Source organism: Actinosynnema sp. NPDC020468, assembly GCF_040642015.1.
In the GTDB taxonomy this organism is placed as follows: Bacteria; Actinomycetota; Actinomycetes; order Mycobacteriales; family Pseudonocardiaceae; genus Actinosynnema.
The window spans coordinates 209,768-234,585 of sequence record NZ_JBFAEO010000002.1; the positions used below are offsets into that span (position 1 = coordinate 209,768).

Annotated in this window: 2 protein-coding genes (1 of these 2 cut by a window edge); both read left to right on the plus strand. The window is 74.4% G+C overall.

Features of this window, described 5'->3' with window-relative positions; genetic code table 11:
• A complete protein-coding gene (locus tag AB0G50_RS03135) occupies positions 1-12,111 on the plus strand; it encodes an amino acid adenylation domain-containing protein (protein WP_360101642.1) in 12,111 nt (4,036 codons plus the stop codon).
• A protein-coding gene (locus tag AB0G50_RS03140) for a non-ribosomal peptide synthase/polyketide synthase (protein ID WP_360101644.1) crosses the window boundary here: on the plus strand, positions 12,108-24,818 show its 5' portion. 12,045 nt of this gene lie beyond the right edge of the window; 12,711 of the gene's 24,756 nt are visible here — the first part of the coding sequence; its start codon is at positions 12,108-12,110; the stop codon falls past the right edge of the window. The genes AB0G50_RS03135 and AB0G50_RS03140 overlap by 4 nt, the downstream gene beginning before the upstream one ends.

The following is a 24,818-nucleotide window of genomic DNA, read 5'->3' on the forward strand; positions in this document are numbered from 1 at the left end:
ATGACGGGAAACTCCGTTCCGCGGTTGTTCGCCGAGCGGGTGGCCGCGACGCCGGACGCACCGGCGTTGGCCTTCGCCGGGCAGTCGTGGACCTACGCGGAACTCGACGTGGTGTCGGGTCGGGTGGCCGGGTCGCTGGTGGCGGCGGGGGTGTCGTCGGGTGATCGGGTCGCGGTGGTGTTGCCGCGTGGTGCGGACGCGGTGATCGCGATCCTGGCGGTGGTGAAGGTCGGCGCGGCGTACGTGCCGGTGGATCCGGGGTACCCGGACGAACGGGTGGCGTTCGTCCTGGCCGACGCCTGCGTGTCGGCGGTGGTGGGCACCGCGGAGACCCTTGCCCGGGTCGCGGTGCCGGGCGCGGTGCCGGTGGACGTCGCGGAACCCGGCGCGGCGGTGGTGGAGTTGCCGTTCCCGGACCCGCGGAGCGCGGCCTACCTGATCTACACCTCGGGCACGACGGGGACGCCCAAGGGCGTGGTGGTGACGCACGAGAACGTCGCCGCGCTGTTCGAGGGGACGCGCGACCTGGTCGAGTACCCGATCGCCGACGGGAGGCAGCGGGTGTGGACGTGGTTCCACTCGCTGTCGTTCGACTACTCGGTCTGGGAGATCTGGGGCGCGCTGCTGCACGGCGGTCGGCTGGTGGTGGTGCCGGAGGACGTCGTCCGGTCGCCGCGCGCGTTCCACGAGCTGCTGGTGGCGGAGCGGGTGAGCGTGCTGTGCCAGACGCCGTCGGGGTTCGAGGCGCTGGCGGCGGTGGCCGGCGGGTCGGGCGTCGACCTGGTGTTCTTCGGCGGTGAGGCGCTGGATCCGCGCCGGGTGCGGTCCTGGCTGGGCGGGCCGCGGTTGGTCAACCTGTACGGGGTCACCGAGGCGACGGTCCTGTCGTCGTTCCGGGAGTTGTCGGCGCGGGACGCGGAGGGCGGGGCGAGCCCGATCGGCGCACCGCTCCCGACCGGGCCGCTGCACGTGCTGGACGAGCGGCTCAGGCCGGTGCCGCCCGGTGTGGCCGGCGAGTTGTACGTGGCCGGTTCCGGGGTGGCTCAGGGGTATTGGGGTCGGCCGGGGTTGACCGCGACCCGGTTCGTGGCCGATCCGTTCGGCGGTGGTCGGCTGTACCGCACCGGCGACGTGGCGCGGTGGAACGGATCCGGCGGGTTGGAGTTCGTGGGTCGGGCCGACGACCAGGTGAAGGTCAACGGCCACCGGATCGAGCCGGGTGAGGTCGAGGCCGTGCTGGCCGCGCACCCCGGCGTGGAACGCGCGGTCGTCGTCGTGCGGGAGGACCGGCCGGGTGACCGGCGGTTGGTCGCCTACCTGACCGCGGCCGACGAGAGCCCGGAACCCGTGGTGGTGAAGGACGACGGGTTGGTGGCCGGGTGGCGGCGGGTCTACGACGACCTGTACACCGAGGCGGTCGCGGACGGCCCGGGGTTCGGGTCCGACTTCAGCGGCTGGACGAGCAGCTACACCGGTGCGGCGATCCCGGTGGAGGAGATGCGGGAGTGGCGGCGGGCGACCGTGGAGCGGATCGCGGAGCTCGGGCCGAGGCGGGTGTTGGAGATCGGTGTCGGGTCCGGGTTGCTGCTCTCGGAGTTGGCGCCGCGGTGCGAGGAGTACTGGGCCACCGACTTCTCCGCGGTGACCATCGGCCGGCTGGAGGAGAGACTGGCCCGGTCCGGGGTGGACTGGGCCGACCGGGTGCGGCTGCGGGTGGCCGAGGCGGTCGACGTGTCCGGGTTGCCGGAGGGCTTCTTCGACACGGTGGTCGTGAACTCGGTGGCGCAGTACTTCCCCTCGCACGGCTACCTGCACCGGGTGGTGGCGCAGGCGTTCGCGTTGCTGCGGCCCGGTGGGTCGGTGTTCGTCGGCGACGTGCGCAACCTCGCGCTGCTGGAGGAGTTCGCGACCGCCGTGCAACTCGCCCGGGCGCCCGGCGCGGATCCGGCGCTGGTCCGGGACCGGGTGCGCCGGATCGTGGCGACCGAGCAGGAGTTGGTGCTGGCGCCGGAGTACTTCCCCGCGTTGGCGCGGGAACTGCCCGAGGTGGCCGGTGTCGACGTGCGGCTCAAGCGCGGCTCGGCGGTCAACGAGCTGACCGCGTACCGCTACGACGTGGTGCTGCACAAGGAACCCCGGCCCACCCGGTCGGTGACGGGCCTGCCGCGGGTGGAGTTCGGCGGCGAGGCGGTCGAGGACCTCGTGCGCGCGCACCCGGGTGACGTCCGGATCACCGGCATCCCGCACCGCGGGCTGCTGGCCGACGTCGTGGCCGCCGAGCACGTCCGGGCCGGCCTGGTCGTGCCGCCGCGGGAGGGCACCGGGTTGCTGCCCGAGGACCTCCACGCGGTGGCTGCGAAGCACGGGCGGGTCGCCCTCGTGACCTGGTCGACGCGGCCCGGTCACCTCGACGCGGTGCTGCTCGCCGCCGAGGCGGACCTCGACGTGGCGCCGGTCGACGTCTTCGAGCCCGTCGGACCGCCGCGGAACCCGGCGCACCACGCGAACAACCCGCAGGCCATGGCCCTGCGCACGGACGTGCGCCGGCACGCGGCCGAGCGGTTGCCCGCGTTCATGGTGCCCGCCGCGGTGGTCGTGGTGGACGAGTTCCCGGTGACCGTGAACGGCAAGCTCGACCGGGCCGCGCTGCCGGCGCCGGAGTTCCTGCCCGGCAGCGGGTTCCGCGCGCCGGGCACCCCGGTCGAGGAGGCGCTGGCGGAGATCTTCGCGCGGGTGCTGGGGGTCGACCGGGTCGGTGTGGACGACGATTTCTTCGACCTGGGCGGGCATTCGCTGCTGGCCATGCGGATCGTCGCCGGCGTCCACCGGGCGTTCGGGGTGGACGTGCCGGTACAGGCGGTGTTCGACGCGCCGACGGTGGCCGGGTTGGCCGCCGTGGTCGGCACCGGCGGGGTGAGCGGCCGGCCACCGCTGCGCGCGCGGCCGCGGCCGGACGTGGTGCCGTTGTCGTTCGCGCAGAACAGGTTGTGGTTCCAGCACCGCTGGGAGGGGCCGTCCGCGACCTACAACGTGCCCCTGGTGCTCCGGCTCTCCGGCGCGCCGGACGAGGACGCGCTCGGCCTCGCGGTGCGCGACGTGCTGACCCGGCACGAGGCGTTGCGGACGGTGTTCCCGGACGACGACGGCGTGCCGCACCAGCACGTCGTGCCGGTGGCCGGGTGCGGCGGCGCGTGGGAGGTGGTCGACACGGGCGGCTGGTCGGCCGAGGCGCTCGACCGCCGGGTGGTCGAGGAGACCCGGTACGAGTTCGACCTCGCGACCGAGGTGCCCACCCGGATCCGGTTGCTGCGCGGGAAGGTCGGCGACCCGGATCCGGTGTTGGTGGTGCTGGTGCACCACATCGCCGGCGACGGGTGGTCGTTGGCACCGCTGGCCCGGGACCTGTCGGTCGCCTACGAGGCCCGGGTGGCGGGCCGCCCGCCGGACTGGCCGCCGTTGCCGGTGCAGTACGCGGATTACGCGCTGTGGCAACGGGAGTGGCTCGGGTCGCCGGACGACCCGGACAGCGCGATCGGCGTCCAGCTCGGGTACTGGCGGGAGGCGTTGGCGGGGTTGCCGGAGCGGGTCGACCTGCCGGTGGACCGGCCGTACCCGGTGGTGGCGGACCACCGGGGCGCGCAGCTGCGGTCGGTGTGGCCGGCGGAGTTGCAGCGCGGCGTGCGGGAGTCGGCCCGGGCGCACGGCGCGACGAGCTTCATGGTGGTGCAGGCGGCGATGGCCGTGGTGCTGGCCGGTGTCGGCGGTGGCGCCGACGTGGCGATCGGGGTGCCGGTCGCCGGTCGGTCCGACGAGGCGTTGGACGAGTCGGTCGGGTTCTTCGTCAACACGCTCGTGCTGCGGACCCGGGTGTCCGCCGACGACACGGCCTCGCGGGTGCTGGCGAGGGTGCGGGCGGCGGCGATGGCGGCCTACGCCCACCAGCACGTGCCGTTCGAGGTGCTGGTCGACCGGCTCGCGGCGACCCGGTCGCTGACCCACCACCCGCTCGTGCAGGTCATCCTGGCCTGGCAGAACAACCGGGAGGCGGACTTCCGGCTCGCCGGTCTGGACACGACGGTGCTGCCGGTGGACACCGGGGTCTCCCGGGTCGACCTCACGCTGAACCTGACCGAGCGGTTCGCCGCCGACGGCGGGTTCGACGGGATCGAGGCGGTCGCCGAGTACCGCACCGACGTGTTCGACGCGGGCACGGTCGAGCACCTGGTGGCACTGGTGGCGGAGGTGCTGCGGCGGGTGGTCGCCGATCCCGACGTGGTGGTCGGGTCGCTCGAGGTGTTCGCGGAGTACGAGCGGCCGCGCGTCGCCCAGGTGGTGCCCGCACGGCGGCGTGCCGCGGCCTACCGCGCGCCGTCGACCCGCGAGGAGCGGCTCCTGGCGGAGGTGTTCGGTCGGGTCCTGGGGCGCGAGCGGGTGGGGCTGGACGACGATTTCTTCGACCTGGGCGGACATTCGCTGCTCGCGATGCGGGTGCTGGCGGCGGTCCACCGGGCGTTCGGCGTCGACCTGAGCGTGCGGGAGCTGTTCGGCGCTCCGACGCCCGCCGGGGTGGCGGCACTGCTCGCCGCCGGCGTGCGGGCGAGCAGCAGGCCCGCGCTGGAACCGGTGCCGCGGCCGGACGTGGTGCCGTTGTCGTTCGCGCAGCAGCGGTTGTGGTTCCTGCACCGGTTGGAGGGGTTGTCGGCGACCTACAACATGCCGCTGGTGTGGCGGGTGGCCGGTGTGGTGGACGAGCCCGCGTTCGGCGCGGCGGTGGCCGACGTGCTGGCCCGGCACGAGGCGTTGCGGACGGTGTTCCCGGACGTCGGCGGCGTGCCGCGGCAGGAGGTCGTCCCGGTCGACGGGTGCGGGTCCGCGTGGGGTGTGGTCGACGCGACCGGGTGGTCGGAGGCGGACCTCGACGCGGCGGTGACGGAGGCCGCGCGGTACCGGTTCGACCTGGCGGTCGACGTGCCGGTGCGGGTGCGGTTGTTCCGGCGGGGTCCGGAGTCGGTGCTGGTGCTGCTGGTGCACCACATCGCCGGTGACGGCTGGTCCTGGGTCCCGCTGCTGGGCGACCTGTCGACCGCGTACGCGGCGCGGCGCGCGGGGACGGCTCCCGGCCGGCGGCCATTGCCGGTGCGGTACGCGGACTACGCGCTGTGGCAACGGGCCTGGCTCGGGTCGCTGGACGACCCGGACAGCGGGATCTCCCGGCAGCTCGCCTACTGGCGCGCCGAACTGGCCGGCGTGCCGGAGCGGATCGCGGTGCCCACCGACCGGCCGCGTCCCGCCGTGTCGAGTTTCGCCGGTGGTGGCACGAGGTTCACCGTCCCGGCCGACCTGCGCGCCGAGGTGGAGTCGTGGGCCCGGCGGTCGGGCGCGACGCCGTCGATGGTGGTGCAGGCGGCGCTGGTGGTGCTGCTGCACCGGTTGGGCGCGGGCTCGGACGTGGCGATCGGCTCGCCGGTGGCGGGTCGCGCGGACGAGGCGCTGACCGACGTGGTCGGGTTCTTCGTCAACTCCTGGGTGCTGCGGGTGGCGGTGGACCCCGGGGTGAGCTTCGCCGAGGTGCTCGCGCGGGTGCGGACCAAGGCGCTCGCCGCGTACGCCCACCAGGACCTGCCGTTCGAGGTGCTGGTGGAGCAGCTCGCCCCGGAGCGCTCGGCCGGGCACCACCCGCTGTTCCAGGTGCTGCTCGCGTTCCAGAACAACGCCCGCCCGGAGATCGCGCTCGACGGGCTGACCGCGACACCGGCCCGCACCTCGACCGGCACGTCGCGGTTCGACCTGTTCTTCGACCTCGCGGACGGCCCGTCGGGCACGGACTGGGAGGGTTTCGTCGAGTACGCGACGGACCTGTACGACCGGGACACCGTCGACGCGCTGACGAGCCGGTTGCTCGTGGTACTGCGCCGGATGGTCACCGCGCCCGACGCGCTCGTGGGCTCGGCGGACCTGGTCGACGCGGCCGAACGCGCCCGGCTCGACCGGTTCGGCAACCGCGGGCTCCCCGCCGCCGTTCCCGCCGGGTCGATCCCGGAGTTGTTCGCCCGCCGGGTGATCGCCGCGCCGGACGCCGTCGCGCTGGTGTTCGGCGACCGGTCGTGGACCTACGCCGGGCTGGACGCGGCGTCCGGGCGGCTGGCCGGGCTGCTGGTCGACACCGGTGTGGTGGCGGGGGACCGGGTCGCGCTGGTGCTGCCGCGCGGCGCGGACGCGGTGATCGCGATCCTGGCCGTGCTGAAGACCGGCGCGGCGTACGTGCCGGTCGATCCGTCCTATCCGGACGATCGGGTGCGCTTCGCGCTGGAGGACTCCGCGCCGGTGGCGGTGCTCACCGACGCCGCGAACCTGGCGCGGACGCGGTCGCTCGCGACCTCCGGTGCGGTCGTGGACGTCGCGACGGCGGAAGGTCGGGTGCCCGCCGACCTGCCGCACCCGGACCCGCGTCGACCCGCGTACCTGATCTACACCTCGGGTACGACCGGCACACCCAAGGGCGTCGTGGTGACGCACGCCAACGTCACGGCGCTGTTCGACGGGTTGCGCGAGCGGTTCGACTTCGGCGTGGACGGCGGCCCGCAACGGGTGTGGTCGCTGTTCCACTCCTACGTCTTCGACTTCTCGGTGTGGGAGCTGTGGGGCGCGCTGCTGCACGGCGGTCGGCTGGTGGTCGCCTCCGAGCAGGTGGTGGGCTCGCCCGAGCGGTTGCGCGCACTGCTGGTGGCGGAACGGGTCGACGTGCTGAGCCACACCCCGTCGGCACTGGCGATGCTGTCGCCGGACGGACTGGAGTCGGTCACCACGCTGGTCGTCGCGGCGGAGCCGTGCCCGGCGGAGGTGGTCGAGCGGTGGGCGACCGGGCGGACCGTGGTCAACGCCTACGGCCCGACCGAGACGACGGTCTACGCCACCGTCTCGAGGCCGTTGGGCGCCGGTGGCGTGCCGCCGATCGGGCCGCCGGTGCCCAGCGCCGCGCTGCTCGTGCTGGACGAGCGGTTGGCGCGGGTGCCGGTCGGGGTCACCGGTGAGCTGTACGTGGGCGGTCGCGGGGTGGCGCTGGGCTACCGGGACCGCCCGGGGTTGACCGCGTCGCGGTTCGTGGCCGACCCGTTCGGCGCGGGTCGGCTGTACCGGACCGGCGATCTGGTGCGGTGGAACGGTTCCGGCGAACTGGAGTACCTCGGCCGGTCCGACGACCAGGTGAAGGTGCGCGGCTACCGGATCGAGCCCGCCGAGGTCGAGGTCGTCGTCGCCGCGCACCCGCGGGTGCGCAGCGCGGTGGTGATCGCGCGCGAGGACCGGCCCGGCGACCGCCGGCTGGTGGGGTACGTGATCCCGGCCGACACCGCGTCGCCCGGCGGGTCCGGCGAGCTGGTCGAGCAGTGGCGCCGGGTGTACGACGACCTGTACTCCGGCGCGGAGTTCGCGGACGACTCCCAGCGGGGTGGTCTCGGCGCGGACTTCAGCGGGTGGAACAGCAGCGTCACCGGCGCGGCGATCCCGGTGGCGGACATGCGGGAGTGGCGGGCGGCGACGGTCGCGCGGATTCGGGGGTTGCGGCCGGAGCGGGTGCTGGAGATCGGTGTCGGCTCGGGGTTGTTGCTGTCGGAACTGGCGCCGGGGTGCGACGAGTACTGGGCGACGGACTTCTCCCCGGTGACCATCGCGACGCTGCGGTCCCGGCTGGAGCACGCGGGTGTGCCGTGGCTCGACCGGGTGCGGCTGCGGGTGGCCGAGGCGGTCGACGGGGTCGGGTTGCCGGCGGGCCACTTCGACGTGGTGGTCGTCAACTCGGTGGTGCAGTACTTCCCCGGCGCCGGCTACCTGCGCCGGGTGCTGGAGCAGGCGCTGACGGTGCTGGCGCCGGGTGGCGCGGTGTTCGTCGGCGACGTGCGGAACCTGGCCCTGCTCACCGGGTTCGCGACCACGGTGCACCGCGCGAAGGACCCGACCGCGTCAGCGGAGGTGATCGGGGAACGGGTGCGCCGGGCGGTCGCGACCGAGCAGGAGTTGTTGCTGGCGCCGGAGTACTTCGTGGCGGCGGCCCGGGAACTGCCGGGCGTCACCGGGGTCGACGTCCGGCTCAAGCGCGGCGCGGCGGACAACGAGCTGACCCGGTACCGCTACGACGTGGTGCTGCACAAGGCGCCGGCTCGGCCGCGGTCGCTGGCCGACGTGCCGCGGCTCGCGTTCGAGGACCTCGACCTCGCCCGCGTTCTGGACGAACGGGCCGGAAGCGTTCGGGTGACCGGCATTCCGCGGCGCGGACCGCTCGCGGGCACCGGGTGGTCGGCGGAGGAGCTGCACCGGCTCGCCGAACGCCGCGGTGGCACGGCGGTCGTGACGTGGTCGGCCCGGCCGGACCGGATGGACGCGGTGTTCCTCGAACCGGGGGCGACCGACCGGCTGACGGACGTGTTCGAGGCGTCGGAACCGCTGGAACGGGCGTCCCGGTACGCGAACTACCCGCAGGCCTCGGCGCTGGCGGCGGACGTGCGCCGGTTCGTGGCCGACCGGGTGCCGAGGTCGCTGGTGCCCGCCGCCGTCGTGGTCGTGGACCAGTTCCCCCTGACGGTGAACGGGAAGCTGGACCGGGCGGCGCTGCCCGCGCCGGAAGCGTTGGTGGAGCAGGGTTATCGGGCGCCCTCGTCGCCCGAGGAGGACACGCTGGCCGGGTTGTTCGCCGAGGTGCTCGGGGTCGAGCGGGTCGGGGTGGACGACGACTTCTTCGACCTGGGCGGGCACTCGCTGCTGGTGATGCGGCTGATCGCGGCCGTGCGGCGGGCCTGCGACGTGGACGTGACGGTCGCGCTGGTGTTCGAGGCGCCGACCGTCGCCGGGTTGGCGGCCGCGATCGCGGCCCGGGGTGTGGCGAGTCGGCGGCCGAGGTTGGCGGCGGTGGCCAGGCCGGAGGTCGTGCCGCTGTCGTTCGCGCAGTCCCGGCTGTGGTTCCTGCACCGGCTCGAAGGCGCGTCGGCCACCTACAACATGCCGTTGGTGCTGCACCTGTCCGGCGCCGTGGACGAGGTCGCGTTCGGGCACGCGGTGGCCGACGTGCTGGACCGCCACGAGGCCTTGCGGACGGTGTTCCCGGAGGTCGACGGCGCGCCGCGGCAGCGGATCGTGCCGACCGCGGACTGCGCGGCCTGGGCCGTGGTCGACGCGGCGGGCTGGACCCGCGAGCGGGTCGACGCCGCCGTCGCCGCCGAGGCCGCGCACGAGTTCGACCTCGCGGTGGACGTCCCGGTGCGGGCGCGGTTGTTCCGGTGCGGTGGCGGGCTCGGGTTCGACGCGGTGTTGGTGTTGTTGGTGCACCACATCTGCGCCGACGGCTGGTCGTGGGTGCCGTTGTTGCGCGACGTGTCCACCGCGTACCGGGCCCGTGCGGCGGGCCACGCGCCCGGCTGGTCGCCGCTCCCGGTGCAGTACGCGGACTTCGGCCTGTGGCAACGGCGGTGGCTCGGCGACCGGGGTGACGCGGACAGCGAGGTGAACGCCCAGCTGGACCACTGGCGTTCGGCGTTGGCGGGGTTGCCGCGGCGGCTCGACCTGCCCACCGACCGGCCGCGACCGGCGGTGGCGAGCCATCGTGGCGCGGTCACCGGGTTCCGGGTCGAACCCGATCTGCGGGACGCGGTGGAACGACTGGCCTCGCGAGCCGGCGCGACGGTGTCGATGGTGCTGCACGCGGCGTTGGCCGTGGTGCTGGCGCGGTGGAGCGGCAGCGGTGACATCGCCGTGGGCGTGCCGGTCGCCGGGCGTCCCGAGGCCGTGCTGGACGACCTGGTCGGCTTCTTCGTCAACACGCTCGTGCTGCGCACCCCGGTGTCCGGCGCGGACACCGGTGAGGACCTGCTCGCCCGGGTGAAGGGCACCGCGCTGGCCGCGTACGAGCACCAGGACGTGCCGTTCGAGGTGCTGGTGGAGCACCTGGCCCCGGAACGCTCGGCCGCGCACCACCCGCTGTTCCAGGTGTCGCTGGCGTTCCAGAACACCGCCCGGCCCGAGATCGACCTCGGCGGGCTCGGCGTGACGCCGGTGCCGACGTTCACCGCGACCGCCCGGTTCGACCTGTTCGTCAACCTGACCGACGGTCCGCGCGGCACGGCCTGGGAAGGTTTCGTCGAGTACGCGACCGACCTGTACGACCGGTCCACCGTCGACGCGCTGTGCCGGCGGCTGGTGCTCGTGCTGGAGCGGATCACCGCCGATCCCGCCGTCGTGGTCGGCTCGATCGACCTGCTGGACGAGCCCGAGCGGCACCGGCTCGACGTGCTCGGCAACCGGGGTGTTCGCGGCGGTGGCACGGCGCCGGACGCGTCGTTGGTGGAGTTGTTCGGCCGGCGCGCGGCGGGGACGCCGGACGCGGTCGCGCTGCGCTTCGGCGACCGGTCGTGGACCTACCGCGCGCTGGACGAGGAGTCGGGTCGGTTGGCCGCGGTGCTGCTGGACGTCGGCGTCGGGCGCGGTGACCGGGTCGCGCTGCTCCTGCCTCGGGGCGCGGACGCGGTGGTCGCGATCCTGGCGGTGCTCAAGGCCGGCGCCGCGTACGTGCCCGTCGATCCGTCCTACCCGGACGGACGGGTCGCGTTCGTGCTGGCCGACGCGCGACCGTCGGCCGTGCTCACCACCGGTGCCGGTGTCGACCGGGTCCGGGCCTGGGCGGACGTCGTGCTCGACGTGGCCGACCCGCGCGTGCGGCGGGCCGAGCCCGTGGCACGACCGCTCGCGCGGCCGCGGGACGTGGCCTACCTGATCTACACCTCCGGCACCACCGGAACGCCCAAGGGCGTGGCCGTCACGCACGCGGCCGTGCTCGAGCTGTTCGCCGGCCTGGACGCTCTCGACCTCGGCGCGGACCAGGTGTGGTCGCTGTTCCACTCGTACGCGTTCGACGTGTCGGTGTGCGAGCTCTGGGGCGCGCTGCTGCACGGCGGCCGGGTGGTGGTCGTGCCGGAGGACGTGGCGCGCTCGCCCGAGGACTTCCGCGCACTGCTGGCGGCCGAGCGGGTCACGGTGCTGAGCCAGACGCCGTCCGCCTTCGACGCGCTGTCGACGGTCACCGACGGCGCGGGGTTGGCCGTCCGGACCGTGCTGTTCGCGGGCGAGGCGCTGGAACCACGCCGGTTGACCTCCTGGCTGACCCGCCCGGACGCGCTGCGGCTGGTGAACCTGTACGGGACGACCGAGACGACGGTGCACGCCTCGTACCGGGAGCTGACCCTCGCGGACACCACCGCGGGTGTCAGCCCGGTGGGCGTCCCGTTGTCGACCTCGGCGTTCTTCGTGCTGGACCGGAGGTTGGGTCGGGTGCCGGTCGGGGTGGTCGGCGAGTTGTACGTGGGCGGTCTCGCGGTGTCCCAGGGGTACTGGGATCGACCGGGGTTGACCGCGGCCCGCTTCGTGGCAAACCCGTTCGGCGCGGGTCGGCTGTACCGGACCGGGGATCTGGTGCGGTGGAACGGTTCCGGCGAGCTGGAGTACCTCGGCCGGTCCGACGACCAGGTGAAGCTGCGCGGGTTCCGGATCGAACCGGGCGAGGTCGAGGCGACGTTGGTCGCGCACCCCGGCGTGGCGCGCGCGGCGGTTGTGGTGCGCGAGGACCGGCCGGGTGATCGGCGGCTCGTCGGGTACGTCACGGCCGCCGGCGCGGAGTCCGCGGCGCTCGCGCACGAGGTGCGGCGGTTCGCCGCGGACCGGCTGCCGAGGTTCCTGGTGCCGTCGGCCGTGGTGGTGGTCGAGCGGATTCCGTTGACGGTGAACGGGAAGCTCGACCGGGCCGCGCTGCCCGCGCCGGCGGTGCCGCCGGGCACCGGGCACCGCGAGCCGGAAACCGGGCCGGAGAAGGCGATGGCGGCCGTGTTCGCGCGGGTGCTCGGGGTCGCGCGGGTCGGGGTGGACGACGACTTCTTCGAGTTGGGCGGGCATTCGATGCTCGTGACGAGACTGGTCAGCCGGGTGCGCGTCGAGCTGGGCGCGGAGATCTCGGTCCGGGCCGTCTTCGAGACGCCGACGGTCGGCGCGCTCGCGCGTCGGGCCCGGGTCGGCGAGGGCAAGCGGACAGCACGACCTGCGCTCGGCAGGTACTCACGAGAGGGCCTCGAATGATCCCGCTGTCGTTCGCACAGAGCCGGTTGTGGTTCCTGCACCGGCTGGAGGGCGCGTCGGCGACGTACAACCTGCCGTTGGCGCTGCGCCTGTCCGGCGCGGTGGACGCGGACGCGTTGGGCGCGGCGGTGGCCGACGTGGTGGACCGGCACGAGGCGCTCCGGACCGTGTTCCCGGACGTCGACGGCGTCGCGCGGCAACGGATCCTGCCCGTCGCCGAGTGCCCGTCGGTGTGGGACGTGGTCGACGCCGTCGACTGGTCGGCGGAGCTGCTCGACGCGCGGCTGCTCGACGCGGTGCGCCACGGGTTCGACCTGGCCACCGAGGTCCCGGTGCGGGTGCGGCTCTTCGTCCGCGGTCCGGCCGACGCGGTGCTGGTCGTGCTGGTGCACCACATCGCCGGCGACGGCGGGTCGTGGGCACCGCTGCTGGCGGACCTCTCCACCGCCTACGCGGCCCGACTGCGCGGCGTGGCGCCGGACTGGGAACCCCTGCCGGTGCAGTACGCGGATTTCACGCTGTGGCAACGGGAGTGGCTCGGCTCGGCCGACGACCCGGAGAGCGAACTCAGCGCCCAGCTCGAGTACTGGCGCACGGCGGTGGAGGGGTTGCCGCCGCGCCTGGAGCTGCCCGCGGACCGACCGCGCCCGCCGGCGGCCACGCACGCCGGTGCCCGGGTGCCGATCTCCTGGGAGCCGGAGCTGCACCGGGGTGTGCACGACCTGGCCCGGGCGCACGGCGCGTCCGTCTTCATGGTGGTGCACGCCGCGCTCGCCGTGGTGCTGGCCCGGTTGGCGGGCAGCGCCGACGTGGCGGTCGGCGTTCCGGTGGCCGGTCGGCCGGAGGCGGAGCTGGACGAGCTGGTCGGGTCGTTCGCCAACACGGTGGTGCTGCGGACGCCCGTGCTCGACACCGACCCGGTGTCCGGGCTGCTGGACCGGGTGCGAACCGCCGCGACCGAGGCGTACGCGCACCAGGACCTGCCGTTCGAGGTGCTGGTGGAACGGCTGGGTGTGGCCCGGTCGGCCGCCCACCACCCGCTGGTGCAGGTGATGTTCGCGTGGCAGAACAACGTCTCGGTGCCCGACCGGCCGCTGCTCGGCGTGGACGCCGCACCGGTGCCGATCGACACCGGTGTCGCGCGGGTGGACCTGACGATCACGCTGGCCGAGCGGTCGTCGGGCGCGGTGCCGTTCGCGGGCTTCGAGGGTGTCGCCGAGTACCGCACCGACCTGTTCGACCCGGCCACCGTCGAGGCGCTGATCGGGCGGGTGCGCCACGTGCTGCGGCGTTTCGTCGCCGAGCCCGGCGCCCTGGTCGGGGCGATCGACCTGGTGGACGAGCGGGAGCACGCGGAACTCGACGTGCTCGGGAACCGCTCGCCGGTCCTCGTTCCGGGCACGACGTCGATCCCCGAGGTGTTCGCCGGTCGGGTGGCCGCGGCGCCGGACCGGACGGCGGTGCGCTTCGGTGGCCGGTCGTGGACCTACGCGGAACTCGACGCGGCGTCGACTCGCGTGGCGCGCGTGCTGGTGGACTCCGGCGTGACGGCGGGCGACCGGGTGGCGCTGGTGTTGCCGCGCGGCGTGGACGCGGTGGTCGCGATCCTGGCGGTGCTCAAGGTCGGCGCGGCGTACGTGCCGGTGGATCCGGGATACCCGGACGAGCGGATCGCGTTCGTGGTGGGTGACGCGCATCCGTCGGCGGTGGTCACCGATCGCGGGCGGCTGGACCGGGTGCGGGGTCTCGCCGGTGTGGTCCCGGTGGTCGACGTCGCCGATTCCCGCGTGGTGGCGGCACTTCCGCTGCCGTACCCGGACGCGCGGACCGCCGCGTACCTGATCTACACCTCGGGGACGACGGGCACGCCCAAGGGTGTGGCGGTGACGCACGCGAACGTGGTGGGCCTGTTCGCCGGGTTGCGTGATCGGTTCCCGTTCGAGGAGCAGGTGTGGTCGCTGTTCCACTCCTTCGCGTTCGACTTCTCGGTGTGGGAGTTGTGGGGCGCGCTGCTGCACGGCGGTCGGGTGGTCGTGGTGCCGGAGGAGGTCGTGCGGTCGCCTCGGGAGTTCGCCGACCTGCTGGTGGCGGAACAGGTGACGGTGCTGAGCCAAACGCCGTCGGCGTTCGAGGCGTTGCCGACCCTCGTGGGGTCGAGTCTGCGGCACGTGGTGTTCGGCGGCGAGGCGCTCGATCCGCGTCGGGTGCGGTCGTGGCTCGGTGGGCCGCGGTTGATCAACATGTACGGGATCACCGAGACGACCGTGCACGCGTCGTTCCACGAGCTGACCGAGTCCGATGTGGACGGTGGGGTGAGCCCGGTCGGCGGGCCGCTGCCGTCGGCGGCGTTCTTCGTGCTGGACAACCGGTTGGCGCGGGTGCCGGTCGGCGTGGTGGGCGAGTTGTACATCGCCGGCGCCGGTGTGGCACAGGGGTATTGGGGTCGGCCGGGGTTGACCGCATCGCGGTTCGTGGCGAACCCGTTCGGCGCCGGCCGGCTGTACCGGACCGGCGATCTGGTGCGGTGGAACCGGTCCGGTGGGCTGGAGTACGTGGGCCGGTCCGACGACCAGGTGAAGATCCGCGGGTTCCGGATCGAACCCGGCGAGGTCGAGGCCGTGCTGGTCGGGTGTCCCGGGGTGGACCGCGCGGTGGTGGTCGCGCGCGAGGACCGGCCGGGCGACAAGCGGTTGGTCGGGTACGTCATCGGTGATGGGACGGTCCGGGCCGAGGACGTGCGCCGGTTCGCGGGCGAGCGGTTGCCCGCGCACCTGGTGCCGGCGGCGGTGGTGCTGGTCGAGCGGTTCCCGGCCACCCCCAACGGGAAGCTGGACCGCGCGGCGCTGCCCGCGCCCGAGTTCGGCTCCGACACCGGGTTCCGGGCGCCGTCCTCGCCGGTCGAGGAGCTGGTGGCGGGCGTCTTCGCGAGCGTGCTGGGTGTCGACCGGGTGGGCGTGGACGACGACTTCTTCGCGCTGGGCGGGCATTCGCTGTCCGCGATGCGGGTGATCGCGGGACTGCGCGGCGCGGTCGGGGTGGACGTGCCGGTGCGGCGGTTCTTCGACGCGCCCACCGCGGCCGGGGTCGCCGCGGCCGTCGCGGTGGGCGGTACCGGGAGGCCCGCGCTGCGGCCCGTCGAGCGGCCCGACGTGGTGCCGTTGTCGTTCGCGCAAACCAGGTTGTGGTTCATCCACCGGCTGGAGGGTCCTTCGGCGACCTACAACATGCCGCTGGTGCTGCGGTTGTCCGGCGGGGTGGACGAGCGGGCGCTGGAACGCGCGGTCGGCGACGTGCTGGCGCGACACGAGGCCCTGCGGACGGTGTTCCCGGACGCCGACGGGGTCGCGCGGCAGCGGGTCGTCCCGGTCGAGGACTGCGGGCCGGTGTGGGCGGTGGTCGACGCGGCGGGGTGGGACCCGGAGCGGTGGGACGCGGAGATCACCGCGGCGACCCGGTACGCCTTCGACCTGGCCGACGAGGTCCCGGTGCGGGTCCGGTTGCTGCGCGACACCGCCGAGGACCACGCGGTGCTGGTCCTGCTGGTGCACCACGTCGCCGGTGACGGCTGGTCGTGGGCACCGCTGCTGCGGGACCTGTCGACCGCCTACACCGCGCGTGGTGCCGGCGCGGCTCCCGGGTGGCGGCCGTTGCCGGTGCAGTACGTGGACTACACGCTGTGGCAACGCGACTGGCTCGGGTCGTGGGACGACCCGGACAGCGAGCTCTCCCGGCAGTCGGCGTACTGGCGGGCGGAACTCGCGGAGGCGCCCGAGCTGATCACGCTGCCGACCGACCGGCCACGACCGGCGGTCGCGGGGTACGGCGGCGACACGCTCACCTTCACGATCGAGCCCGGGGTGCGGGCCGAGGTCGAGGCGTTGGCGCGGCGGGCGGGCGTGACGGTGTCGATGGTGCTCCAGGCCGGCCTGGCGGTGCTGCTGCACCGGTTGGGCGCGGGCGACGACGTGGTGATCGGCTCGCCGATCGCGGGACGGTCGGACGCCGCGTTGGACGACCTGGTCGGGTTCTTCGTGAACTCGTGGGTGCTGCGGGTGCCGGTCGAGTCGGGCGCCGGGTTCGACGACGTGCTGGCCCGGGTCAAGGCCAAGGCGTTGGGCGCGTACGCGCACCAGGACGTGCCGTTCGAGGTGCTGGTGGAGCAGCTCGCGCCGGAGCGCTCGGCCGGGCACCACCCGTTGTTCCAGGTGGCGCTGGCCTTCCAGAACACCACGCGCGCCGAGTTCGCGCTCGGGTCGCTCGACGTGACGCCGGTGCAGACCTGGACGCCCACCGCGCGGTTCGACCTGTTCTTCGCGATCGCCGACACCGCCGACCGCACGGGGTGGGTCGGTTCCGTCGAGTACGCCACCGACCTCTACGACGCCGCCACGGTCGAGCTGGTCGCGGCGCGGTTCCTGCGCGTGCTGGCCCGGTCGGTCGCCGAGCCGGACGCACCGGTCGGCGCGCTCGACCTGGTGGACGCGGACGAACGCCGGGTGCTGGACGCGAGCGCCAACCGCGCCGCGCTCGCCCTGCCCGCGCCGACCGCCTCGCTGCCCGAGTTGTTCGCCCGCCAGGTCGCCGCGACGCCGGACGCGGTCGCGCTGCGCTTCGGCGACCGGTCCTGGACGTACGCGGAACTGGACGCGGTGTCGGCTCGGGTGGCCGGATCGCTGGTGGCGGCGGGGGTGTCGTCGGGTGACCGGGTCGCGGTGGTGTTGCCCCGCGGTGCGGACGCGGTGGTCGCGATCCTGGCGGTGGTGAAGGTCGGCGCGGCGTACGTGCCGGTGGACCCGGGGTACCCGGACGAACGGGTCGCGTTCGTCCTGGCCGACGCGGGCGTGTCGGCGGTCGTCGGTGTGCCGTCGGCACGGGCGTGGGGCTCGGTGGTCGTGGACGTCGCGGACGGTGGCGCGGAACCGGTGGAGTTGCCGTACCCGGACGCGCGGACCGCCGCGTACCTGATCTACACCTCGGGGACCACCGGGACGCCCAAGGGTGTCGCCGTGACGCACGCGAACGTGGTGGGGTTGTTCGCCGGGTTGCGTGAGCGGTTCCCGTTCGAGGACCAGGTGTGGTCGCTGTTCCACTCCTTCGCGTTCGACTTCTCGGTGTGGGAGATGTGGGGCGCGCTGCTGCACGGCGGCCGGCTCGTGGTGGTGCCCGAGGACGTGGTGCGCTCGCCCCGGGAGTTCGCGGACCTGCTGGTGGCGGAACGGGTCACGGTGCTGAGCCAAACCCCGTCGGCGTTCGAGGCGTTGCCGACCCTCGTGGGGTCGAGTCTGCGGCACGTGGTGTTCGGCGGCGAGGCACTGGACCCGCGTCGGGTGCGGTCGTGGCTCGGCGGGCCGCGGTTGATCAACATGTACGGGATCACCGAGGGGACGGTGCACGCGTCGTTCCGGGAGTTGACCGCCGCCGACGCGGAGAGCGCCGCGAGCCCGGTGGGTGTGCCGTTGGCGTCGACGGCGCTGTTCGTGCTCGACGCGCGGTTGGGTCGGGTGCCGGTGGGTGTCGCGGGCGAGCTGTACCTCGGTGGACTCGGTGTGGCACAGGGGTACTGGGGTCGGCCGGGGTTGACCGCGGCGCGGTTCGTGGCGAACCCGTTCGGCGCCGGTCGGCTGTACCGGACCGGCGACGTGGTGCGGTGGACGCGGTCCGGTGAGCTCGAGTTCGTGGGTCGGGCCGACGAGCAGGTGAAGATCCGCGGCTACCGGATCGAACCCGGCGAGATCGAGGCCGTGCTGGCCGGGCACCCGGGGGTGGACCGGGCGGTGGTGGTCGCGCGCGCGGACCGGCGGGGCGACCGGCGGCTGGTCGGCTACGTGATCCCGGCCGACGAGGTGCCCCGTGCGTCCGACCCGGGTTCCGGCCTGGTCGAGCAGTGGCGCGAGGTGTACGACGACCTGTACTCGGGCGCGCAGTACGCGGAGGCGGCGCAGCGGGGTGGGCTCGGCGCCGACTTCAGCGGCTGGAACAGCAGCTACACCGGTGCGGCGATCCCGGTGGAGGAGATGCGGGAGTGGCGGCGGGCGACCGTGGAGCGGATCGCGGAGCTGGGGCCGCGGCGGGTGTTGGAGATCGGTGTCGGGTCCGGGTTGCTGCTCTCGGAGTTGGCTCCGGGGTGCGCGGAGTACTGGGGCACGGACCTGTCGCCGGTGACCATTTCGACGCTGCGGAGCCGGTTGGCGGACGCCGGTGTGCCGTGGGCGGATCGGGTGCGGCTGCGGGTGGCCGAGGCGGTCGACGTGTCCGGGTTGCCGGAGGGCCACTTCGACGTCGTGGTGGTGAACTCGGTGGCGCAGTACTTCCCCTCGCACGGCTACCTGCGCCGGGTGGTGGAGGAGGCGCTGCGGCTGCTCGCACCCGGTGGCGCGGTGTTCGTCGGCGACGTGCGCAACCTCGCGCTGCTGGAGGAGTTCACCACGGCGGTGCAGCTCGCCGCCGACCCCGACGCGGAGCCGGAGGTGATCCGCGACCGGGTGCGGCGGACCGTGGCGACCGAGCGGGAGTTGGTGCTGGCGCCGGAGTACTTCCCGGCGCTGGCCCGGGAACTGCCCGGGATCGCCGGGGTGGACGTGCGGCTCAAACGCGGGTACGCGGTCAACGAGCTGACCCGGTACCGGTACGACGTGGTGCTGCACAAGGCTTCCGCGCGTTCGGTGGCCGACGTGCCGGAGGTCGGGTTCGCGGGCGACCTCGAGGCCGTGCTGGTCGGGCGACCGGCCGCGCTCCGGGTGACGGGCATCCCGCACCGGGGCCTGATCGGGGAAGGCCTGGTGCCCGAGGACGTCCACGTGCTGGCCGAACGGCTGGGCTACGGCGTGGCCGTCACGTGGTCGGCTCGGCCGGGCCACCAGGACGCGGTGTTCTTCGACCCGGACACCCGCGTGGTCACCGACGTGTTCCGGCCCGGTCCGCTCGAACCCGCGCGGCGGTACGCGAACCACCCGCAGGCCGCGGCGCTCTCGGCGGACGTGCGGCGGTTCGCCGGCGAGCGGCTGCCCGCGTTCATGGTGCCCGGCGCGGTCGTCGTGGTCGGCCACTTCCCCCGGACGGTCAACGGCAAGCTCGACCGCGCCGCCCTGCCGCTGCCGGAGTACCTGTCCGACACCGGGTACCGCGCGCCCTCCACGCCGCTGGAGGAAGCGGTGGCCGGGGTGTTCGCCCGGGTGCTGGGTGTGGAGCGGGTCGGGGTCGCGGACAACTTCTTCCACCTCGGCGGGCACTCGCTGCTGGCGATGCAGGCCGTGGCGGGGATCGGGCGCGCGCTCGACGTCGACGTCACGGTGCGGACGATCTTCGAGGCGCCGACGGTCGAGGGACTGGCCGAGGTGATCGCGGCCGGTGCCACCGGGCCTCGTCGTCCCCGACCGCGGGCGCGGGCGCGGCCGGACGTGGTGCCGCTGTCGTTCGCCCAGCGGGGACTGTGGTTCCTGCACCGGCTGGAAGGTCCGTCGGCGACCTACAACATGCCACTCGTGCTGCGGTTGTCCGGCGCCGTGGACGAGGCGGCCCTGGGCGCGGCGGTCCGGGACGTGCTGGCCAGGCACGAGTCGCTGCGGACGACCTTCCCCGACGTCGAGGGGGATCCGCGCCAGCACGTCCTGCCGGTGGGCGACACCGGGGGCGAGTGGGACGTGGTGGACGCGGCCGGCTGGTCGGCGGCCCGGCTGGAGGCCGAGGTGTCGGCCGCGGCCCGGCACGCGTTCGACCTGGCGGCCGAGGTCCCGGTGCGGGTGCGGCTGTTCCGGGTCGACCCGGCGGAGTCGGTGCTGGTGGTGCTGGTGCACCACATCGCGGGCGACGGCTGGTCGTGGGCTCCGCTGTTGCGCGACCTGTCGACGGCGTACGCGACGCGGTCGGTCGGCGCCGAGCCGGGCTGGGCGCCGTTGCCGGTGCAGTACGCGGATTACGCGCTGTGGCAACGGGAGTGGCTCGGTGAGGTCACCGATCCCGGCAGCGCGGTCGCGGGCCAACTGGACTACTGGCGCGAGGAGCTCGCCGGGCTGCCCGGGCGGATCGCGTTGCCGACCGACCGGCCGCACCCGGCGGTCGCGAGCCACCGGGGCGCGACGCTCGGTTTCGTGGTCGAGCCCGATCTGCGCCGGCTGGTCGAACGGCTGGCGCGGGACGCGGACCTGACGTCCTCGATGGTGCTGCACGCCGCCCTCGCGCTGGTGCTGGCGAGGCTGGGCGGCACCGAGGACGTGGCGGTCGGGGTGCCGGTCGCCGGTCGGGCGGATGCGGAGCTGGACGACCTGGTCGGGTACTTCGTCAACACCGTGGTGCTGCGGACCAGGGTGTCCGCCGACGAGCCGGTGTCCGCGCTGCTCGCGCGGGTGAAGGACCGCTCGCTCGCCGCCTACGCGCACCAGGACGTGCCGTTCGAGGTGGTGGTGGAGCAGCTCGCCCCGGAGCGGTCGGCGGCGCACCACCCGCTGTTCCAGGTGGCGCTGGCGTTCCAGAACACCGCCGCGCCCGAGGTCGACCTCGGCGGACTGCGGGCCGAGCAGTGGGAGGTGTGGACCGGCACGGCGCGGTTCGACCTGTTCCTCACCGTCGCGGACGCCCCGGCCGGGGCGGCGTGGCGGGGCACCGTCGAGTACGCGACCGACCTGTTCGACCGCGACACGGTCGAGGACGTGGTGGCGCGGCTGAAAACCGCGCTGCGCCGACTGGCCGTCGACCCGGACGCCGCGGTGGGATCGGTCGACCTGGTGACCGAGGCCGATCGGCGCCTGCTGGACGCGGTCGGCAACGTGGGCCTGTCGGCGGAGGCGAGCGCGACGTCGATCGGCGAACTCTTCGCGCGCAGCGTCGCCTCGGGACCGGACGCGGTCGCGCTGGTGTCGGGTGCGCGCTCGTGGACCTACCGCGAGCTGGACGAGGCGTCGGGTCGGCTCGCCGCGGTGCTGGTGGAGCGCGGGGTGTCGGCCGGGTCGCGGGTGGCGTTGCTGTTGCCGCGCGACGCGGAGGCCGTCGTGGCGATCCTGGCCGCGGTGAAGGTCGGCGCGGCCTACGTGCCGGTCGACCCGAGCCACCCCGACGACCGGATCGGCTTCCTGCTGGGCGATTCCCGGCCCTCGGCGGTGGTCGCGGCCGACCCGGGCGCGGCTCGCGCGCTGGTGGCGGCGCTCGACCTGGACGCCGTCGTGGTCGACGTGGCCGATCCGCTGGTCGACGCCGTGCCGCCGGTGGAGCTGCCGCGTCCCGACGCGCGGTCCGCGGCGTACCTGATCTACACCTCGGGCACGACCGGCGTGCCGAAGGGCGTCGAGGTCACGCACGCCAACGTGGTCGCGTTGTTCGCCGGGCTGCGGGACCGGATCGGGTCGGCGGTGGACGGCGCGCGGCACGTGTGGTCGCTGTTCCATTCGTACGCCTTCGACTTCTCGGTGTGGGAGCTGTGGGGCGCGCTGCTGCACGGTGGTCGGCTCGTGGTGGTGCCGGCCGACGTCGTGCGGTCGCCCCGGGACTTCCTCGCCCTGCTGGTCGCGGAACGGGTCACGGTGCTGAGCCAGACGCCGTCCGCGTTCGAGGCGCTGACCGCGGTGGCCGGACCCGACCACCCGGGCTTGTGCGTGGAGGTCGTGGTGTTCGGCGGCGAGGCGCTGGACCCGCGCCGGGTGCGGTCGTGGCTCGGCGGACCGCGCTTGATCAACATGTACGGGATCACCGAGACGACCGTGCACGCCTCCTTCCGCGAGCTGGCCGAGTCCGATGTGGACGGTGGCGTCAGCCCGATCGGCACGCCGCTGCCGACGCTGTCGTTCGCGGTGCTGGACCGGCGGTTGGCGCGGGTGCCGGTCGGTGTCGCGGGCGAGCTGTACGTGGGCGGACCGGGTGTCGCGCAGGGCTATTCGGGCCGCGCCGGGTTGACCGCGACGAGGTTCGTGGCGAACCCGTTCGGCGGCGGTCGGCTGTACCGGACCGGCGACCTGGTGCGCTGGAACCGCTCCGGCGAGCTGGAGTTCCTCGGTCGGGCCGACGACCAGGTGAAGGTGCGCGGCTACCGGATCGAACCGGCCGAGGTCGAGGCGGTGCTCGCCGCGCACCCGGACGTCGAGCGCGCGGTGGTCCTCGCCCGCGCCGACCGGCCCGGCGACACCCGGCTGGTGGGCTACGTCGTCGCCGCGCGACCGGTGTCCGGGCTGGGCGCCGCGGCGCGCCGGTTCGCGGCCGGCCGACTGCCGGAGTTCATGGTGCCCGCCGCGGTCGTGGTGCTCGACCGGATACCGCTGACCCCGAACGGCAAGCTGGACCGCGCGGCCCTGCCCGCGCCGGAGTTCTTGTCCACCACCGTGTTCCGGGCGCCCGCGACACCGGAGGAGGAGGCCCTCGCGGGTGCGTTCGCGCACGTGCTCGGGGTGCCCGAGGTCGGGTTGGACGACAACTTCTTCGACCTCGGCGGCAACTCGCTGTCCGCGATGAAGCTCGTCGCCCGGATCCGCCGGGTGCTCGGCGTGGAGATCGCGGTGCGCACGCTGTTCGGCGCGCCGACGCCGGCGGGTGTGCTCGCGGCCGAGGGCGTGGCGAGTCGACGTCCCGCGCTGACACCCGTGCCGCGACCGGACGTGGTGCCGTTGTCGTTCGCGCAGCAGCGGTTGTGGTTCCTGCACCGGTTGGAAGGCTTGTCCGCGACCTACAACATGCCGCTGGTGCTGCGGTTGGCCGGTGAGGTGGACGCCGGGGCGCTCGGCGCCGCCGTGGCCGACGTGCTGGCGCGGCACGAGGCGTTGCGCACGGTGTTCCCGGACGTCGAGGGCGTGCCGCGGCAGCGGATCGTGCCGGTGGGGGAGTGCGGCGCCGCGTGGGCGGTGCTGGACGCGGCCGGCTGGTCGGCGGCGGAGCTGGAGGAGCGGACCACGGCGGCGGCGCGGCACCGGTTCGACCTGGCCGTCGAGGTGCCGGTGCGGGCACGGCTGTTCCGGGTCGGCCCGGCGGAGTCGGTGCTGGTCCTGCTGGTGCACCACATCGCCGGTGACGGCTGGTCCTGGGCCCCGTTGCTGGCGGACCTGTCCACGGCCTACGCCGCGCGCCGCGCCGGTCACGGGCCCGACTGGGCGCCGCTGCCGGTGCAGTACGTGGACTACACGCTGTGGCAACGGGACTGGCTCGGGTCGTGGGACGACCCGGACAGCGAGATCGCGCGCCAACTCGGGTACTGGCGCGCCGAGCTGGCCGGCGTGCCCGAGCGGATCGCACTGCCCACCGACCGACCCCGACCCGCCGTGGCGGCCTACGTCGGCGACACCGCGCCGCTGCGCGTCCCGGCCGCGTTGCGATCCGCGGTGGAGGCGTTGGCCCGGCGGGCGGGCGCGACGCCGTCGATGGTGCTCCAGGCGGCGTTGGTCGTGCTGCTGCACCGGATGGGCGCGGGCCGGGACGTCGCGATCGGCTCGCCGGTCGCGGGTCGGTCCGAGGAGGCGCTGGACGACCTGGTCGGGTTCTTCGTCAACTCCTGGGTGCTGCGCGTCGCGGTCGACCCCGACGCGTCGTTCACCGAGGTCCTGGCGCAGGTCACCGCGAAGGCGTTGAAGGCCTACGCGCACCAGGACCTGCCGTTCGAGGTGCTGGTGGAGCAGCTCGCCCCGGAGCGCTCGGCCGGGCAGCACCCGCTGTTCCAGGTGGCGTTGGCGTTCCAGAACAACACCCGTCCGACCGTCGGGTTCGGCCCGCTCGCGGCGACCTCGGTGCCGACCTACACGGCCACCGCGCGCTTCGACCTGTTCTTCACCATCGCCGACGGACCCGGCGGCACCGGCTGGGACGGGTTCGTGGAGTACGCCACCGACCTGTACGACCGGGACACGGTCGAGGCCCTGGTGGCCCGCCTGGTCGCCGTGCTGCACGGGGTCACGGCCGCGCCCGACGCGCCGATCGGCGGGGTGGCGCTGCTCGACCCGGACGAGAGCCGGGCGCTCGACGGCTTCGGCCACCGGGACGTGCTGTCCACAAAGGACTCACCGGTCCCGTCCGCGCCGGAGTTGTTCGCGCGTCAGGTCGCGGCCCGCCCCGACGCGCCCGCCGTGGTGTTCGGCGAGCAGGTGTGGAGCTACCTCCGGCTGGACGGGGCGTCCGGCCGACTCGCGACCGCGCTGGTCGAGGCCGGGGTGGCGCGGGGCGACCGGGTGGCACTGCTGCTGCCGCGCGGCGTGGACGCGGTGGTCGCGATCCTGGCGGTGCTCAAGGTAGGCGCCGCGTACGTGCCGATCGATCCGTCCTACCCGGACGACCGGGTGGCGTTCGTGCTGGGCGACGCGACCCCGGTCGCGGTCCTCGGCACCGCGACCACCCTGGACCGGGTTCGTCGGGGTGACGTGGCGTTGCTCGACGTCCACGACCCGCGCGTCGACGCTCTGCCGCCGGCGTCGGTGCCCTACCCGGACCCGCGCGACCTGGCGTACCTGATCTACACCTCCGGCACGACCGGGACGCCGAAGGGCGTGGCGGTCACCCACGCCGGGATCGCCGATCTCGTCACGACCCCGGCACGCCGGTCGGCCGTCGACCACGACAGCCGGGTCCTCCAGTTCGCCCCGACGACCTTCGACGCGTCGGTGAAGAACCTCTGGACCGCGCTGGCCGCCGGCGCGACCGCCGTCGTGCCGAGCGACGCGGAGGCCATGCCCGGTCCCGCGTTGACCGAACTCGTCGCGCGCCACCGGGTGTCGTACGCCGACGTGACCCCGGCCGTGCTGGAG